Here is a 17,475-nt window from a genome sequence, read left to right as displayed (position 1 = left end):
ATGGTGGACATTAATCTATAGTTACAAAGAATACCTCTATTCAAAAAAATACCAAGGATCTTGCTAGGTCTTCAACCGCTCATCGATTAGACATAATAAAAAACCACCATTTTCCTCGAAAAAATAAAGATAAGGGGTAATGATTTGACGACAAAAGGCACAAAAGTCCAAAAAATTTACTTTTAATTGGGCAAATGTATATCAATATTATTAGTAAGGATTTATAATACCTTTCTTTAAACAAGAATATTTTTGACTAACTTCATTAGTTCATAAATAAAAAACCAATCACCAGTACAGAGAAAGCGATATGCGTACAGATTCATTTCAGCAGATATTGGAAGACTTAAACAGTTCATCAGCAGATGTTGAAGCATCTGCGCTAATCTCTAACGATGGTCTTATGATTGCTTCAGCTCTACCAATCGGCGTGGATGAAGATCGCGTGGGTGCTATGTCAGCAGCATTATTATCATTGGGTGATCGTGCAGGACGCGAGTTGGCACGCGGTAGTATCGATCGCATTATGATTCAAGGCGAGAAAGGCTATGTCATCATGACCTCATCAGGCGATGAAGCCGTACTTACCATCATGGCAAAACCCAACGCCAAGCTTGGCTTGATATTCCTAGATATTAAGCGTGCTTCAGAAGCATTGGCAAAGCTCATTTGATTAGCGACTGCTTATCGAACTTATTAGCTTTTTAATCACTATAAACATAGTCGGTTCAATATAATTTGAACGCAAGAAAGCCGAGTGAGAGTACTACAAGTAGTAGACTAAGCAAGGCTGACACCGTGTTCAATTTATAGAGGATTGACGATATAACGATCAACGAAGGAGATGACCATGGGTTCTCCAATCCCTGATGCACACAAACCCGATATGCCTGCTGAGCAAATCACGATGACTTATCATGATGGCACGTCACGGACTGTCTATGATACTGGTATAGAGCGCCCCTACCCAGATGGCAAACTGATTGTCTCGCGTACCAATCTCGACGGTATCATCACTCACGTCAACGACGCCTTTGTCGAAATCAGTGGCTATCATGTAGATGAATTGATTGGCCAACAGCACTATATTTTGCGTCATCCTGATATGCCAAAAGCTGCCTATAAAGACTTATGGAGTACTGCCGAGTCTGGACAAAAGTGGCATGGCTATGTCAAAAACTTATGCAAAGACGGCAGTCATTATTGGGTCTATGCCACTGTGGTGCCTAACGTGCGTCGCGGTGAAACCGTCGGCTACACCTCGGTACGACGCAAACCATCACGCAGCAAAATTGAAGCGGCGATGACTCAATATGCCCAAATGAAACAAGATGAGGAAGGCTAACTCATGACGACACACAATATGTTAATCGCCCCTGATTTTTCGCCTGATCGCTTTGCAGGCTGGCACATGTTCAACACCTTGATTCAAAAACGTGCCAACTTAAACATGCATCTCAATATCCCTGCCTCTCACGCTGAGCAAGAGCAGGTCATTAGTGCCGGTGACATTCAAATCATTTATGCCAACCCTTTTGATGCAGCCACTCTCATCCGCGAGCAAGGCTATCGAGCCATTGCCCGACCTATCGGTAAATCTGACGAGATGATCATTGCAGCCGCTGCCAATAGCACTATCAGCCGTTTGGAAGACATTCAAGCAGGGGCTACTGTCGCGATGGCCGACAACCGAGATGTCAAACTGATTGGCTTGCGCTTGCTAGAAGCCGTCGATATAGAAGCGTCTGATCTCAACTGGGATGTGACCGAGACCTATCAAGCGGCTGCCCGAAAAGTCATTAAAGGTGAAGCCCAAGTCGCGTTCTTTTTGGCAGAGATATTTCATAGCTTCTCACGCTTGACCAAGACTCAGCTATCAGTACTTATCGAAAGTGACTTGGCTGATATCAGTCATGTACTCCTTGTTAAAGAAGACTTTCCCGATGCACAAATCTTCCTAGAGGCCATCCTCAATTTGCACAACGATGACGATGGTAAAGAAGCATTGGCTGAGCTTGGTATGCCTCAAGGGTTTGAGCCAATGAGCGAAGAAGATGCCGAATTTATGATTGATTTGATGCAAACGTTATTGGATTAGTCGCTCAATCATTATATTGATATCAAGCGCTATTTCTCTGGATTACATCATCGCTTGTCGTATGACATCATTATCACTGAAGCAAGCACCGTCGTAATAATAGCGATGACAGGAGAGTATTATTATGTCTGATTCAGACCTGATCAAAGAAAATGAAAGAGTCGCGCACCGAGTATTTCGGTTTTACTCTCGTAAAGTATTTTTGGCACCCAACAACCGTCATTTTCATGAGCAGCGTATCAATGCAGCTTTGTTATTGACCGAGAAAGAACCGCTACAGGGTGCAGTGGCTGACTTTTTTTATGGTTGCTGGTTTGATATTCCATACGATGTAAATAACCTATTTACTCGTATCAAAGATCGTTTGTATCCTCATGTCCAGCAAGGCTTTCGTGATTGTATTGATAAAAAAAGATACATCCAGCGCAATAGTATGTTGGCCACTCGTTGGAGTGTGCTGGTATCCCCTTCTCTCAATGAGCAAAAGCAACGACTACGTATCAGCAGCGACGATGCCCGAGAAATCGCTAAAGACATCACCACTGAGCTGATGCAAGCGCGTGAGGACGAAGACTGGGGTACGATTGAGCAAATCGAAAATGAGTTTTTTGCCCATTGTACTGCGCGCAATGATCGTCTCGCATTTTCGTTGGTATGGTTCCGTTTGGGTAGAAGTGATTGGCAGTTCGATGCGCGCTGGGACAACTGCCAACAACATCTCGATCAAACTATTAGACCTTCTACTACACGATAGATTGTCATTCGTTTATAACCTTAAATATTTTTTATCACCCTTTCATCACTATGGTAGCCGCTATGTCTTCTTACTTAAATGCTGATAAAACCTATCTTACCCTGACGCCAGCTGGTATTTTTGAAGCGTTTTCACAGAACGAACCGACTGATGAGCAGTTGGCATTACAGGATTTGCTGTCTTATGATCAGACACTGCTCGCTGCTGACTGGCTTCAGCGTTATTCTAATGACTGGCTACAGAGTTTTATCGAACAAGGCTGGATTGAAAAACTGTCACTATTTTTACCAGCGCCTAACTTACCATTGGACCAGTTTTTGCCTTATGTCGTGGCGAGCTTATCTGGTAAACGCCGTGCCGCGATCGGCTCTGATGAAGGGTTTTGTTTAGCGCGAGTTGGCTATAGTCAAGAAGAAGCAGACATGCTCAGTGTCGCCGCCGCTGATTTTTCAGGCTTTATGCTCCGCCAAAAGCAACGTGGTTGGGCAGTAGAGAGTCAGGCAATCTCGTTTTTTCAGCAGGTCGACCTACTCATTCCTGAGACCAGCTTTGTATTTTTATGGATAGATAATGCAGGCTACGTCCTTATCATCGATGGCGAACCTCTGACCAACAGTCGTGCCTTTGTCGAGCTGGTATGGGCACTCAAAACCTCTGGATTGAGATTTCTTAACTAAGGAGATCTCTTAACTGACTTAACTCGCTTAATTCATTTCGTTGCATCGTCTGATTTGATGCTCAAGCTCGATCTTTTACGCAAGCATAAGCAGTGCGCTTAGCTAAAATCAAGCGCACTGCTTATGCTCATGCAAATCTTTTTCGTACCATTTTTATCTATATCACTCCCTGATATCAGCCAACTCTACGCAGCAATAACAATACTCTCAAAATTAACAATAACTTGTCAGAATTTAGGCCATACTCTCCTCATACACTTAAGTATTTTCTTGCCACGACTTAAGTTGCCATAAATATCTAACCGTTCAAACATCTATATAGCTTCCAATATTTTAATTATCTTTTCCAACGTCGTACCCTACCGAAATCGGCAACCCCTGCCAAACCTTGCATTCTTGCTTATTTTTTAGGACAGTTTATGACTTCGCTGACCACTGTGCGCGTGCGTTATCAAACAATTGAAATTGGCAATACCGACATTCATGTTTGCACACTACGTGACAATCAACAATTTAGTGACCCTGACGATGAAGCGTTAAATCTGGGCATCTGCTCTGCTTCTTGGCCGATGTTTGGGGTGATATGGCCGTCAAGCTTAGTGCTGGCCAATCATATGCTCGATTATGACATTACAGGTAAACGTATTTTGGAAGTTGGCTGCGGTATGGCTCTCTCTAGTCTGCTACTGAATCATAGACATGCGGACATCACAGCGACTGACTACCATCCAACGGTTGAGTATTTCCTTGATAGAAATACCACGCTGAATAATAATAAAGAGATTAATTTTGAGCGTTTAGATTGGGCAGAGGACAATAGCCACCTTGGTAAGTTTGATATGATTATCGGCAGTGACTTGCTCTATGAAGACCAACACATTGATATATTAGCCGAGTTTATTGACCGCCACGCTATGCCGACTTGCGAGGTCATCGTGGTCGATCCTGGTCGCGGTCGTAAAAACAAGCTAACCAATAAGATGGCTGAGTTTGGCTTTAGCAGTAAGCATGTCAAACCTGAAAATACGACTTATCTAGACTTACCATTTAAAGGGCATATTCTGACGTTTTCGCGTGATAATAGTAGCTAAACAGAGTAAAAGACAACCGTTAATGCAACTAAGTGAGCACAGCATCTTGCCACTGCTGCCGAGTCATTTTGTACAGCACATGCTCAGCGAGCCGATGATTAGGATTAATCATAGGGTGATAGAAGTTTTCTTGTGTATTGGTCATACCAAGGCGCTCCATAACCAATTGTGAGCGCTTATTAATGACTGCTGTAAATGAAACTACTTCCTCAATCCCTAACTCAACAAAGGCAAAATTCAGAGATGCTCGGGCAGCTTCAGTCGCATACCCTAATCCCCAATAGTCATTATCTAAGCGCCAAGCAATCTCGACAGCAGGAGAAAACGGCATATCGGCATTCGCGTTATTTAATCCAACCATACCGATAAAAGCATCTGTCTCTTTTAGACTCACCGCCCAAAAACCCCACCCATTATCATCAATTAGCGACTGGCATTTTTTGGCGATAGTATTACTCATGGAAGTAGTCAATAACTTAGGAAAATATGCCATTACTTTAGGGTTAGCGTTCATCTCAGCGAATGGCGCAAAGTCGCTCGCTTGCCACTGTCTGAGATACAGTCGTTCGGTTTCTATCGTATTTATAATTTTATTCTCTCGCATTTTATTGTTCAGAAGGAATACTGTTAAAAATCAATTAAATTAATCAGGTTAGCTATCAAGCCAGCCTTGTTGTTTGGCAAATGCTAGCTGCTCGGGCGTATCAATATCGTAGCTAAGTTGGTCATTATCGACCTCACCTATTTGATCAGCGGGCAACCCTCTAATGAGGTGACGAAGCCCTTTATCTCCTGTCAACTCTGGCTGCCACTGTATCAGCAGTTTATAGTTAATGGCTAAAGGTAGACCTATAATATCAGCTACCTTTTCATCTCGATTTTGATGTTTTTCTAAACGTCGCCAACTATGATAGCAACTGGCTACTACTGGCTGCTCACCCGCTAGCAAAGCCGTTAAATGTGGCTCATCTAACAATACTTGATCGACTCCCATGATGAGTACTTGATCGATTGAAGTCGATTCAAAAGCAACAATTGTCTCAATACCCAAACGTAAACTATGCGCCATACCAGTATCAGCTTGTGAGTTCACCACTATTTGAACCGTTGGATATTGATTGGCCAACTCTGTCATCGTACTAGCAATCAAACGATGGTTATCAGGAATGACAATGACAATGGCTTGCGGATTGGTCGTTATTGCCAATCGAGTCATATAAGTAACTAATGGCTCGCCATTCTTAACGAGTAGCTGCTTAGGTTGACCGAGACGCTGACTGAGGCCACTTGCTAAGATAAGGATCGCATGATTTTGGCTCTGCTGTTCAGTACTTTCTGTATGTTCAGCACCTTCTGTAAATGCACGCTTACTCATATGCCACTCTGGATAGTATTGGCATCCGTATCACTACTCACCGCTGGGATACTTGAAATATTGTTGTGTGAACCACTTACTGGAGCCTCTTGATTGTGCATGACCGCATTAATCTGTGCCATGATACCAAGCGCAAGTGCCTCAGGGCCATCTCCGCCCAGCTTATAACCAATCGGATAATGCAATTTGCGGATGCCAGCTTCTAACATAGTAGGATTGCTAAGGTTTATGCTAATCTCATTAATTAAACGTTCGGTTCGATAGCGCGGCCCTAACTGTCCTAAGTATTTATAATTGTTTGAATGCTCGAGCAGTACAGCTAGGCGCGCGCGATCTTGACTCAAGCTGTGTGACATCAGGGCGACGGCTGCGTTATTACTGAGCTTAAGCAAAGTCTCACTGTCATCTAAAGATAGCGACATCACAACATCCGCTTGAGGAAACCGCATACGCGTCGCATATTGCGCGCGACTATCTATAACTGTCACATGCCAATCTTGTAGTTTAGCCATGGTCACCAGTGGCATCACGTCATTCCCTGCGCCGCAAATCAATAGACGTAATTGTGGTTGCAGGCGCTGCACAAGCCACTCTGTTGTTACCTTGCCGTTTTCCACCGTCACATATTCGGCATTTTTATCAGACAGCTTATATTCTGCTAATTCTTCTACGGTATTGGCAAGTATGCTTGAAAACGCTGTTTTCCCTAGTGCAGAAACGCTGCCCAAACTGCGGTATTCATCTAAATTAATACGCATCCCAATTCGCAGATTATCACTGCTTTGCGATATAGAATCTTGATACTGATAGTCATTAACACGAATTAAAGTCGCTACAGTAATCGGCTGCTGAGTGCGTCGAACATTACGGATGGTCTCTAGCAATGGCGTTGCTGTCGTTAGTCGCTCAAATAATACATGCACTCGCCCATTACAGCCCAATCCAAAATTTAGCTCATCAAAGTCTGCTTCATCTAAACCGCTATTTGAATCGTCATCTAAACCGTTATCCGATCTATCATATATATCAGACTTAGTTCGCTTCACACCTGCTTGCGCTTGGCCATCGTCAGCATATTGAATGTCATCACCCGTCTGATAAACTTGCACATTGGCACCGTTACGAGTAAGCCAAAAGGCACGTTTGATAATATGCGGCTCCAAGCAACCACCACTAATCATCCCAACTGAGCGACCATCCTCACAGATGAGCATCATCGCGCCAGCACGGCGATATGCTGAGCCTTCAGTACGTACGACCGTTGCCAATACAGCATCAATACCTTGTTGCTTAGCTTTGATTGCCAGCTTAAGAATGTCAGCGACCTGATTCATAACGCCTCTTATTTGGTAGTTATTTTCTTGATAATGACGAAATATACTGCTTATTGAGTTATAAAAACCCGCTCATTAAGCGGGTTCCTGTCGTACATATGGCTCAAAAAATTACTCTGGCATCTCGTAAAGCAATTTATCAAGCGTAATCGGAAAATCATAAACACGTACGCCGACGGCATTGTATACAGCATTAGCAATCGCAGCGGCAGCACCGGCAATAGCCGTCTCACCAATACCTTTGATATGCATCGGGTTGGTATAAGGATCATCCTCTTCGACCAATATCACATCTAACTGTGGTACATCAGCATTGACTGGCACATGATATTCAGCGAGATCATGGTTACATAGGCGACCGTCACCTTTATCGTGGATGACCTCTTCCATCAACGCTGAGCCAATACCGAATACCATGCCACCATAGCATTGCGAAGTCGCTGTTTTATGGTTAAGAATACGACCTGCGGCAAATGCGCCTGTCATGCGTTTTACTCGAATCTCACCAGTAACTTTATGCACAGCTACTTCAGCAAAGTTTGCACCAAAAGAAGACTGACGATACTTTTTACCATTTTTACCTGGCTTTATCTGTCCTTTGGCACTGACTTTTTGCTCCTCGTAGCCTGCGATCACGTCAGCAAGCGCATATGATTCTGTATTGTCAAAATCATATTTTTCTGATGCTGTCTGTTCTTCTAATACATTCTCTGAAAATGAGACTCCGGTCGTTTCAGATATTTTATCAATAGTGCTATCAGCAAACGCTTGACCGTTCTCTTTGGCTGCCTCTATTGTAGTCAGATCATGCTTGCCTACTTGCTTAATTTGACCATTATCTAGCTGAATCGTATCAGGGTATAGACCGACTTTTTCTGCTAGCATCTCACGCAGCTGCTCACAAGCAAGGTATACACCACTACCTGCACTCGCTGCGCCCCAGCTACCACCAGAACCAGATGCAGGCGGCAGGGCACTATCGCCTAACTTCATCTCGATATGGTCAATAGGTAGTCCTAATAAATCTGCAGCTACCTGAGAAAACACTGTATAAGACCCTGTACCAATATCTGTCATATCTGTCTCAATAACCGCTTTGACACCGAGCGCTTTTGACTTATCGATTTGCAAAGTTGCGCGCGCTTCAGAAGACTGTAATTGGTTACCACGGGCAGCCGCCGCCATGCCTGTACCTATCCACCAGTCACCTTCTAATTGACTGGCAGGCTTGGGATTATGCTTATCCCAACCAAACTGTTCAGCGCCCTTCTCCATACAAGCGACTAGCTGACGGGTGGAGAAAGGAACCTCTTCGGTAGGGTCCTCTTCAGGCTCATTACGGCGGCGCAGCTCGATTGGATCAATGTCCAGCTGTGAGGCTAGCTCGTCCATGGCACATTCAACCGCGATCAAACCCACCGCCTCACCCGGCGCACGCATCGAGCCTGATAATACTTGATTCATATCTACCATCTGATAATGTACACGGCGGTTTTCACCACGGTATAGATAATGGGTAGATAATGCCGTCGGCTCAAAAAAAGCTTCTCCTGGCAAATTACTGGTCGTAGTATCATGAATAAATGTGTTGATAATACCTTCTTTATTACAACCAATAGCGATACGCTGACGCGTGTTTGAGCGTCTGACCGTTGCTTCCATCACTTGTGAACGCGTCATAGTGATTAGCACAGGACGACCCAGATCTTTCGCAGCAATCGCCGCTGCAATAGATTCAGGAGCAATACCGAGCTTACTACCGAACCCACCACCCACATAGTGTGCGATCAGTTGTACTTGATCTTTATTTAGGTCCAGAGCATCCATGACTTGCTGTTTGCAAGAAGCGATCATCTGATTGGAAGTATACAGAACGAGCTTATCGCCTTCCCAATGAGCCAACGTTGTATGGGGCTCCATCGGAGAGTTGCTTTGACTTGGGGTATGATAAAAGCGATCAACGGTCACTGCCGCATCAGCTAAGCCTTGGTCTGGATCGCCTTGGACATTATTTTTATCAGAGCCTTTTTCTTCATCTACCGCATGTGCGTTAGAGAGCTCTTGAGTAAAGTTTAATGCCGCTTGGTCAGTCTCATCCTTATAAGTCACTTTCAGCGCTTTAGCGCCTTCTCTTGCCGCCTCAAAAGTCTCAGCAACCACGACAGCAATAGGCTGACCATGATAAAAAATCTCGCTAACCCCTTGCTTGGGTGCTTTAGTTTTTGTCCCTTGTTGAGAGTTACGCAAAAAGTGCTCAGGATCGGTCACGACTTTAATAATATTAGGAATGCCTTTTAGAGAGTCACTATCGATACTCTCAACTTGACCTTTAGCAATGGTCGCGCCTACCAATACACCATAGGCTTGATTGTCCAAGTGTATTTCGGCACTGTATTTCGCTTGACCGCTAACCTTTAGGGAACCATCAACACGGTTGATTGGCTTACCAACTAGCTTGCTTGCCGTTGTGCTAAATAGCGTTTCAACAGGCTCATCCATGGTCAGTTTTTTGGTTGGTTCTGACTGGGTGATTGATTCTAATAGTGTCATGATTATGCTCCCTCGCCCGCTAATGCGCGCTGAATAACTTGTTTTAGTAGGCGACGCGTCAACGGTATCTTAAAGTCGTTCTGACCATTACCTTTGGCATCATGCAATAATAGATCAGCGGCCTGCGTGATAACGTCGCTATTGCCATCGGTATCCGTTAATAGTGCCTCAACCTCTTCATTACGCCATGGCTTGGTACCGATGCCACCGAACGCCAATCGTACTGTCTTTAGGTTGCCATTGTCGTCAGCATCGATGACTGCGGCACAAGATACCAGTGCAAAGGCGTAAGAAGCGCGATCACGCACTTTGTCATAGGTATGCATGCCCTTAATAGGGGCAGGTAATACAACATGAGTAATCAGCTCGCCTGCTTCTAGCACATTTTCGATATGCGGTGTATCTTTTGGTAAACAATAAAAGTCTTTCACATTGATGGTACGAGTAGACCCGTCCGCTTTGACTGTCTCGATAGTGGCATCCAGTAAGCGCATTGCCACTGCCATATCGGATGGGTGCTGAGCAATACATGAATCACTGCTACCTAAGACAGCTAGGGTACGGTTCTCCCCGTTGATAGCAGGACATCCTGTGCCCGGTTCACGTTTATTACAAGCGCTGTCTGTTTGATAAAAATAATAGCAACGAGTACGCTGCAAAAAGTTGCCGCCCGTTGTCGCTCTGTTACGTAGCTGACCAGTCGCTCCTGCCAATATGGCACGAGACAATACCGGATAATTTGCAATGACGTCAGGATGGGCAGCCAAATCACTATTGCTGACCAGCGTACCAATACGTAAACCACCATCGGCAGTCTTTTCCACTTGCTCTAATTCTAAACGAGTGATATCGACCAGTTTGATTGGGGTTTCGATCTCCAATTTCATCAAGTCTAATAAGTTGGTACCACCTGCGATAAAAGACGCATCTTTGGTACTAGCAGATATTGCCGCTTGCTCTGGTGCATCAGCACGACTATATTCAAAGCGTTTCATGAGCGGCCTCCTGTTGTAGCAGTTGCTGTCTTGTTATTCGCTGAGGTCCTACCAAGTTGCGCCTCGCTCGGTGGCGGTGACCAAATACCTGTCACGCTTGAGTTTTGCACTGTGTTGTCTGCTTTTTGAGTACTAGGCTCTTGTGTTTGACTATCTGATACCTGGCTTTCAAGCACTTGTGAAATGGCTTTGATAATATTTGGATAAGCTGAGCAACGGCAGATATTACCGCTCATGCGCTCAGCAATTTCTTGTACAAGGAGACCATCAGGATTTTTTAAGTCGGTGCTAACATGGCTTGGCCAATTTTGCTTCACTTCTTCTATCAATGCGGTCGCTGAACAAATCTGACCTGGCGTACAGTACCCACACTGAAAAGCGTCATTGTCTTTAAACGCTTGCTGCAATGCCGATAATGACTCTGGCATTCCGATGCCTTCAATTGTTGTGATGTCATCACCATCATGCATAACGGCGAGCGTCAGACAAGAATTAACCCGTCGTCCATTGATGAGCATGGTACATGCCCCGCATTGACCGTGGTCGCAGCCTTTTTTGGGTCCAGTAATTTGTAAGTGCTGACGACAGACGTCGAGCAGTGTCGTACGGGCGTCAAGATTTTCAAGCTGATAATCTTGCTTATTGATTGTTAAGGTCAAAGTAGACATGCTGGCTTCTCGCTGGCAGATGAATATAATGGAATGGTGAAATACGCTTCAAAATGACAGCGTCAATAAATTTATTATGACGTATGAAAACAGTTGTTTTGTTTTTACTTTGTAGGGATTCCAGTGTAGTTTCTAATCTGCGAGAGTATCGAAATGTTAGCGCTGCTAATAGGTGGTATATTTTTTATCCTCAGTTTTTAACGTTATTTCAAAGGAAATCCCTAAAAAAAAGCCTCATAAACGGTCAGTTTATGAGGCTCTTAAATAGACTTTTTACGTATAGTATTTAGTAGATATGTCTATTAAACACGTTCTTTGCTTAGCTAATAACTGGCTAGACTTTCGTAATAATGGTTTCTTCATCAAAACGTGATTTTGGCAGCTCAGCGTTAAAGTCATCTTTACTACGATAACCAAGTGATACGACTGCCACAGCGGTGTAGCCTTTACTACGTAAATCAAACTCTTCATCGAGCGTTTTCAAATCCGCCCCTTCCATCGGCACCGCATCAATACCTAAAGTTGCCGCTCCTAGTAGTAGAGCGCCCATATTGAGATACAATTGCTCTATCAACCAATGTGGCTCGTCCTTTTGCTCATAACGACGAATGTCCAAAAACATTTTACGTGTCTGGTGCATTTGTTCTTTAAATTTTGGCTCTGCAAAACGACCATCTGCATCTTCTTTTTCTAAGATGTCATCCAAAAACTCATCATCAGCATAGACACGGCTACAGAATACAATGACGTGCGAGGCACCTTTTACTTTGGCATCGTTGAACTCATACATGCCCTCAGTGCCTTTAGCGATTCGGGCTTTACCAGCTTCATCATCAGCAATGACAAAATGCCAAGGCTGAATATTGGTGCTCGAAGGACTGAGGCGTAAAGTATCCTTTAGACTTTGGAAGTCTTCTGCTGAGATTTTCTTATTGGTATCAAACTCTTTAGTGCTATAGCGCCAGTTCATTGCTTCAGTGATACTTTTCATCTGTGACTCCATTATTGATATTAGTTTTTTATTCTTGCTTAGAATTTTTATTCTTCGATTGCCATTTAACGAAGCCACTTTAAATAAAAAGCTATTTTATGACCATGCCTGCTTGGTTAAGTATTCGTAGGTTTTGTTATGACTGAGTCAGCGTATTGCAAAAACGCCTATCGTCTTCTTAATAATGATTACAATTACGCTACCGAATTGGCGACGCCGACTGCGCAGACTACATTGTAATCACTTAGTCATTCTCTTAGTATGAACTGACTTGATATATGGTAACCAGTTATAGTTGTCTGATAACTAGGTATATCTGCTTGATTCCAACTGATATGTCACTATCTATACATCCCAAACAAAACATACATAATAATACCCGCGAGGAAATATGAGCACATCAGAAAAACCACTCCGAATAGATATCGTCTCAGACGTCGTTTGCCCTTGGTGCGTTATCGGCTATCGTCAATTGGCAGCAGCACTTGAGCAAACCAATACCGCTCACACTATCCACTGGCATCCGTTTGAGCTAAACCCAAATATGCCAAGCGAAGGGCAAAACCTACGTGAGCACATTATCGAGAAGTACGGTTCTACTAAACAAGAATCAGATGCTAGTCGAGTCAGAATGACTGAAGCTGGACAGGAAGTTGGCTTTGAATTTAATTTCAATGATGACACACGCATGCACAACACCTTTAACTTGCATCAGCTGCTACATTTCGCTGATCAGCAAGGCCGCATGCATGAGCTAAAGCAAGCCTTATTTACTGCGCATTTCACCAATAACAGAGATATCTCCGATATCAATGTGCTTGCTGATATTGCAGCAGAGACTGGGCTTGATCGTAGTGAGTCATTGGCAGTGTTAGAAGGTCAATTCTTTGCGAAAGAAGTACGAGCAGAAGAACAGCATTGGCAACAGCAAGGCATCCAAAGTGTACCAGCGATTATCTTTAATGAGCGTCATCTGGTCAGCGGTGCTCAAGGGGTCGAAAACTACATCAGTATTTTAGAGCAATTGGCCAACATGACTGAGTAAACCACCTGACGTTATAAGAATGCCATTCTATAAAAGGATACTTTATGTCTTCTGAACGCTTTCCCTCGATCATTGTGTTCGACGTCAATGAAACATTGCTCGACATCGATACGCTAACGCCTTTATTCACCCGTGTCTTTGGCAAGCAAAGAGTACTGCGAGAATGGTTCGCTCAGCTGGTACTGTACTCGCAAACTATGACGTTGTCCGGCCTCTATACACCTTTTGGCGAGCTCGGGGTTGGTGCTCTGCGAATGGTTGCTGATATCAGACAAGTGACTTTGACAGACGCCGATATCAATGACTTCAAAGAAAGAATGAGCGCGCTACCTGCTCATCCTGATGCAGCGCCCGCCCTTACACGTTTACGCGAGGCAGGGTTCCGACTGGTCACACTCACCAACTCAGCAAGCAGCCCATCTCCTACGCCGTTAGAAAAAGCAGGGCTAAGCCAATTTTTTGAACATCATTTCAGCGTTGAGAGCGTTAGTAAGTTCAAGCCAGCACCTGAGACCTACCAGATGGTAGCTGATACGCTTGCTGTTGACACCTCAGACTTGTGCCTAGTTGCTTGTCACCTTTGGGATACCATCGGTGCTCAAGCGGCAGGCTGCCGAGGTGCTTTTTTGACGCGTCCTTATAATGAGATGTTGAGCGCACCAAATGTACCAGTACCAGATTTGACCGCAGCAGATTTATTGACGCTAGCGGACCAAATCATTAGCCAGCAGAACACCTGATATACCGAGCTAGTAGCCTGTGTTTAGAAATAACATACAAAAAAGCTGCTTCGATATCGAAGCAGCTTTTTTATTATGTAGTCGTCAAGTTAGAAACTTGATTCTTATATCATCATCAGTAGCGACGATTAAAAATTGACGACTGTACGAATACTTTCACCTTTGTGCATCAGGTCAAACGCTTCGTTGACATCTTCTATTGGCATCGTATGCGTGATGAAATCCTGCAATGGGATTTCGCCTGCCAGATAACGCTCGACATAACCTGGTAGTTCTGTACGACCTTTGACACCACCAAATGCTGAGCCTTTCCAGACGCGGCCTGTCACTAACTGGAATGGACGGGTTGAGATTTCTTGACCAGCACCAGCGACACCGATGATGACTGACTCACCCCAGCCTTTGTGACAGCACTCTAGCGCAGAACGCATGACATCGACATTACCGATACATTCAAACGAATAATCAACACCGCCATCGGTTAGCTCAACGATAACTTCCTGAATAGGTTTGTCGTAATCTTTCGGGTTGATGCAATCGGTTGCGCCTAGTTTTTTAGCTAACTCAAACTTGCTTTCATTGATATCGATGACAATGATACGGCTGGCTTTTGCCATCGCCGCACCGATGACTGCGGATAGTCCAATGCCGCCTAGACCAAAGATAGCAACGGTAGCGCCCTCTTCGACTTTAGCCGTATTCATGACCGCACCCATGCCTGTGGTGACACCGCAACCAAGCAAACAAACTTCTTCTAGTGGGGCCTCTTTATTGACTTTGGCTAGAGAAATCTCTGGTAAAACCGTGTACTCAGAAAACGTTGAGCAACCCATATAATGGTAAATAGGCTCACCGTCTTTATAGAAACGTGTGGTGCCATCTGGCATCAAGCCTTTACCTTGCGTCTCGCGTACTGCTGAGCAAAGATTGGTTTTGCCTGAGCGGCACATTTTACAAACGCCGCACTCTGCCGTGTATAACGGAATGACATGATCACCGACCTGAACGCTGGTTACGCCTTCGCCGACTTGCTCAACGATACCGCCGCCTTCATGACCCAAAATCGCTGGGAATACGCCTTCTGGATCTTCACCAGATAAGGTAAAGGCATCAGTGTGGCAGACGCCACTGGCGATGATTTTTACCAATACTTCACCTTTGCGTGGCAGCATGACGTCCACTTCTTCGATAGATAGCGGCTGCTTTGGACCCCACGCGATGGCGGCTTTTGATTTAATAAATTTATCTGACATAAGAATCTCTCTTTTTAATTGATTGTTTTTTATAGGTAATGACATAACAGTTTTACGATAAGTGCAAGCCATTCTAGTCACTTGCTAACGCATTTTATGGCTTCTGGCGTTTACTATATCTATAGTTAAAACAAATAAAGATAGACTGAGCTTATCTTGCCTGCCCTCTATAGGCAAGCATCGATGACAGTAAAACACCATCTGTTTACATTGATACTAACCATTATATTTATTTCTGAGCGGATAACAATATGCTATATTTGCAAATATCTTTTACATATTGGTAATAATCATGCGCTGGGAAGGAATTAGTGAGTTTGTCTATGTCGCAGAATATGAGAGCTTTACACGTGGTGCAAAAGAGTTGGGTATCTCGACTGCACAAGTCAGCCGCCAGATCAGCGCGTTAGAGAAACGTTTAAACATAAAGCTGCTATATCGAACCACGCGCAAGGTCTCACTGACTGAAGAAGGCCGTGTATTCTATCAGCATTGCCGCAGTGTACTCGACGGCTTGGATGCCGCTGAGCAAGCCGTAAGCAACTTACAATCAAAGCCTCAAGGCAGAATAAAACTAACAGCGCCCGTGACTTATGGTGAGCAGCAGTTATTACCACTCATCAATGATTTTATGATGCAGTATCACGATATCGAAGTGACTGCCTTTTTGAGCAATCAGAAAATTGATTTGATTGAAGGGGGTTATGATTTGGCCATTCGTATTGGCAAATTGCATGACTCGACGATGATGGCAAAGAAACTTAGCCTGCGTACTAACTTTGTCTGCGCGGCGCCCTCTTATCTAAAAAAACACGGCGTACCACACCATCTAAGTGATTTAAGTCAACATAACTGCCTATTGGGTACTCGTGACTACTGGCACTTTATAGATACTGCTAAAGTAAAAGAGAACAGTCATACTCATGGTAAGACGGACAACCAACAAGCAAGTATAGAGCGGAACCTGCGTGTCTCTGGTACGGTGCAATATAACAGCGGCTATAGTCTGGTCGATGCTGCACTAAAAGGGCTGGGTATCGTACAGCTGCCTGATTATTATGTGCAAAAGTACTTAGCGTCTGGCGAGTTGGTCAGTTTACTTGATGACTATAGAGAGCCCGAAGAAAGCATTTGGGCCATTTATCCGCATAACCGTCATTTATCACCAAAGATTAGACTGCTCGTAGATTATTTGGCAGAACATTTGGTTTAACGTTCTGTTAAGACGTATTGCAATAGCAAACCTGATTACGCACAATGAATATTTGATGTTGCTCATTATAGTTAGGACTGACCATACTACAGACAACTTAAAGGTGTAATTATGATTAAAATCGTCTCTATCGCTGCGCTAGCAGTAGCCGTTTCTTCTTGTGCCAGTATCGATACGCTGCTAGATAAAACCAAGAGTGCTGGTGCTATGACAGACACAACAACCTCTATCAATGCTGAAAAAGGCTTGGTAACTTTACAGAGCAATCACTCCGTCAAAGATACCGCAGACAAGCTGGTCTCAGTTATCGAAAGCAAGGATATGAAAGTATTTGCACGAGTCGACCATCAGAAAAATGCACAGAGTGCCGACTTATCATTGAGACCAACGCAAGTCATTATGTTTGGCAACCCTAAAGCGGGTACGCCATTAATGAACTGTGAGCAAACTGTTGCCATTGATTTGCCGCAAAAAATCTTGATTAGCGAAGATGCCGATAAAAAAGCATGGCTGTCATACAACAACCCTGACTACCTCAAGACACGCCACAATATCAAAGGTTGCGATACTGAGATTGCTAATATCTCAAAAGCACTTAACGTAATCAGTACTGCAGCCACCGCAAAATAATGCGCTCGATATAGTTGAATAAATATACATTCGAGTAAATAAGTGGAGTGTACTACGGAAG

18 protein-coding genes are annotated in these 17,475 nt (G+C 44.0%); 10 read left to right on the top strand and 8 right to left on the bottom strand.

Features of this window, described 5'->3' with window-relative positions:
• The first annotated feature begins 310 nt into the window (after window positions 1-310).
• The 6 genes from CXF69_RS06945 to CXF69_RS06920 all read left to right on the top strand — a co-directional run bounded on the left by CXF69_RS06945 (window position 311) and on the right by CXF69_RS06920 (window position 4,620).
• Window positions 311-673 carry a roadblock/LC7 domain-containing protein gene (locus CXF69_RS06945; protein WP_101205201.1) on the top strand — a complete coding sequence of 121 codons (363 nt, stop codon included), beginning with the start codon at window positions 311-313 and terminating at the stop codon, window positions 671-673.
• 177 nt (window positions 674-850) lie between these two features.
• Window positions 851-1,345, top strand: coding sequence for a PAS domain-containing protein (locus CXF69_RS06940; protein ID WP_101205202.1), 495 nt, complete (start codon window positions 851-853; stop codon window positions 1,343-1,345).
• Between the two features lie 3 nt (window positions 1,346-1,348).
• Window positions 1,349-2,098, top strand: a complete 750-nt coding sequence (locus CXF69_RS06935) for a PhnD/SsuA/transferrin family substrate-binding protein (RefSeq protein ID WP_101205203.1) — start codon at window positions 1,349-1,351, stop codon at window positions 2,096-2,098.
• Between the two features lie 124 nt (window positions 2,099-2,222).
• A complete protein-coding gene (locus tag CXF69_RS06930; RefSeq protein WP_101205204.1) occupies window positions 2,223-2,852 on the top strand; it encodes a hypothetical protein in 630 nt (209 codons plus the stop codon).
• A gap of 62 nt (window positions 2,853-2,914) precedes the next feature.
• Window positions 2,915-3,529 carry a hypothetical protein gene (locus tag CXF69_RS06925; protein ID WP_101205205.1) on the top strand — a complete coding sequence of 205 codons (615 nt, stop codon included), beginning with the start codon at window positions 2,915-2,917 and terminating at the stop codon, window positions 3,527-3,529.
• A gap of 419 nt (window positions 3,530-3,948) precedes the next feature.
• Window positions 3,949-4,620, top strand: a complete 672-nt coding sequence (locus tag CXF69_RS06920) for a class I SAM-dependent methyltransferase (protein ID WP_101205206.1) — start codon at window positions 3,949-3,951, stop codon at window positions 4,618-4,620.
• Window positions 4,621-4,648: 28 nt separating this feature from the next.
• Here the strand turns inward: CXF69_RS06920 and CXF69_RS06915 are convergent, their stop codons facing one another.
• From CXF69_RS06915 to nfsB, 7 genes are all read right to left on the bottom strand, one after another.
• Window positions 4,649-5,224, bottom strand: coding sequence for a GNAT family N-acetyltransferase (locus CXF69_RS06915; RefSeq protein ID WP_101205207.1), 576 nt, complete (start codon window positions 5,222-5,224; stop codon window positions 4,649-4,651).
• Window positions 5,225-5,272: 48 nt separating this feature from the next.
• Window positions 5,273-5,995: a nucleotidyltransferase family protein gene (locus tag CXF69_RS06910; protein ID WP_101205208.1), complete on the bottom strand. Its 723-nt coding sequence runs from the start codon at window positions 5,993-5,995 to the stop codon at window positions 5,273-5,275.
• Window positions 5,992-7,329 (bottom strand): XdhC/CoxI family protein, encoded by a 1,338-nt coding sequence (locus CXF69_RS06905; protein WP_101205209.1) that lies wholly within the window; start codon window positions 7,327-7,329, stop codon window positions 5,992-5,994. The genes CXF69_RS06910 and CXF69_RS06905 overlap by 4 nt, the downstream gene beginning before the upstream one ends.
• Window positions 7,330-7,440: 111 nt before the next feature.
• Window positions 7,441-9,879: a xanthine dehydrogenase family protein molybdopterin-binding subunit gene (locus tag CXF69_RS06900; RefSeq protein WP_101205210.1), complete on the bottom strand. Its 2,439-nt coding sequence runs from the start codon at window positions 9,877-9,879 to the stop codon at window positions 7,441-7,443.
• Between the two features lie 2 nt (window positions 9,880-9,881).
• Window positions 9,882-10,874: an FAD binding domain-containing protein gene (locus tag CXF69_RS06895; protein ID WP_101205211.1), complete on the bottom strand. Its 993-nt coding sequence runs from the start codon at window positions 10,872-10,874 to the stop codon at window positions 9,882-9,884.
• Window positions 10,871-11,542 (bottom strand): 2Fe-2S iron-sulfur cluster-binding protein, encoded by a 672-nt coding sequence (locus CXF69_RS06890; protein ID WP_101205212.1) that lies wholly within the window; start codon window positions 11,540-11,542, stop codon window positions 10,871-10,873. Before CXF69_RS06890 ends, CXF69_RS06895 begins: the two co-directional genes overlap by 4 nt.
• A gap of 334 nt (window positions 11,543-11,876) precedes the next feature.
• Complete coding sequence (gene nfsB / locus CXF69_RS06885) at window positions 11,877-12,533, bottom strand: oxygen-insensitive NAD(P)H nitroreductase (RefSeq protein WP_101205213.1); 657 nt, start codon at window positions 12,531-12,533, stop codon at window positions 11,877-11,879.
• A 391-nt stretch (window positions 12,534-12,924) separates the two neighbouring features.
• Between nfsB and CXF69_RS06880 the strand changes: the two genes are divergently transcribed.
• Entirely contained in the window at window positions 12,925-13,578 is a 654-nt protein-coding gene (locus CXF69_RS06880; RefSeq protein ID WP_101205214.1) for a DsbA family oxidoreductase, read from the top strand.
• Between the two features lie 44 nt (window positions 13,579-13,622).
• Window positions 13,623-14,318 (top strand): haloacid dehalogenase type II, encoded by a 696-nt coding sequence (locus CXF69_RS06875; RefSeq protein WP_101205215.1) that lies wholly within the window; start codon window positions 13,623-13,625, stop codon window positions 14,316-14,318.
• A gap of 128 nt (window positions 14,319-14,446) precedes the next feature.
• On the opposite strand, the gene CXF69_RS06870 is transcribed toward CXF69_RS06875, so the two are convergent.
• Complete coding sequence (locus CXF69_RS06870; protein ID WP_101205216.1) at window positions 14,447-15,571, bottom strand: S-(hydroxymethyl)glutathione dehydrogenase/class III alcohol dehydrogenase; 1,125 nt, start codon at window positions 15,569-15,571, stop codon at window positions 14,447-14,449.
• A gap of 292 nt (window positions 15,572-15,863) precedes the next feature.
• Here CXF69_RS06870 and CXF69_RS06865 point away from each other — a divergent pair, with 292 nt between their 5' ends.
• Window positions 15,864-16,784 (top strand): LysR family transcriptional regulator, encoded by a 921-nt coding sequence (locus CXF69_RS06865; RefSeq protein ID WP_102078348.1) that lies wholly within the window; start codon window positions 15,864-15,866, stop codon window positions 16,782-16,784.
• A 111-nt stretch (window positions 16,785-16,895) separates the two neighbouring features.
• Window positions 16,896-17,414 carry a DUF302 domain-containing protein gene (locus CXF69_RS06860; RefSeq protein WP_102078349.1) on the top strand — a complete coding sequence of 173 codons (519 nt, stop codon included), beginning with the start codon at window positions 16,896-16,898 and terminating at the stop codon, window positions 17,412-17,414.
• Window positions 17,415-17,475 lie beyond the last annotated feature (61 nt).

This window comes from Psychrobacter sp. Choline-02u-9 (assembly GCF_002836505.1).
In the GTDB taxonomy this organism is placed as follows: domain Bacteria; phylum Pseudomonadota; class Gammaproteobacteria; order Pseudomonadales; family Moraxellaceae; genus Psychrobacter.
The sequence above is the reverse complement of the archived record's forward strand: the minus strand, read 5'-3'. Positions and strand labels throughout refer to the sequence as shown.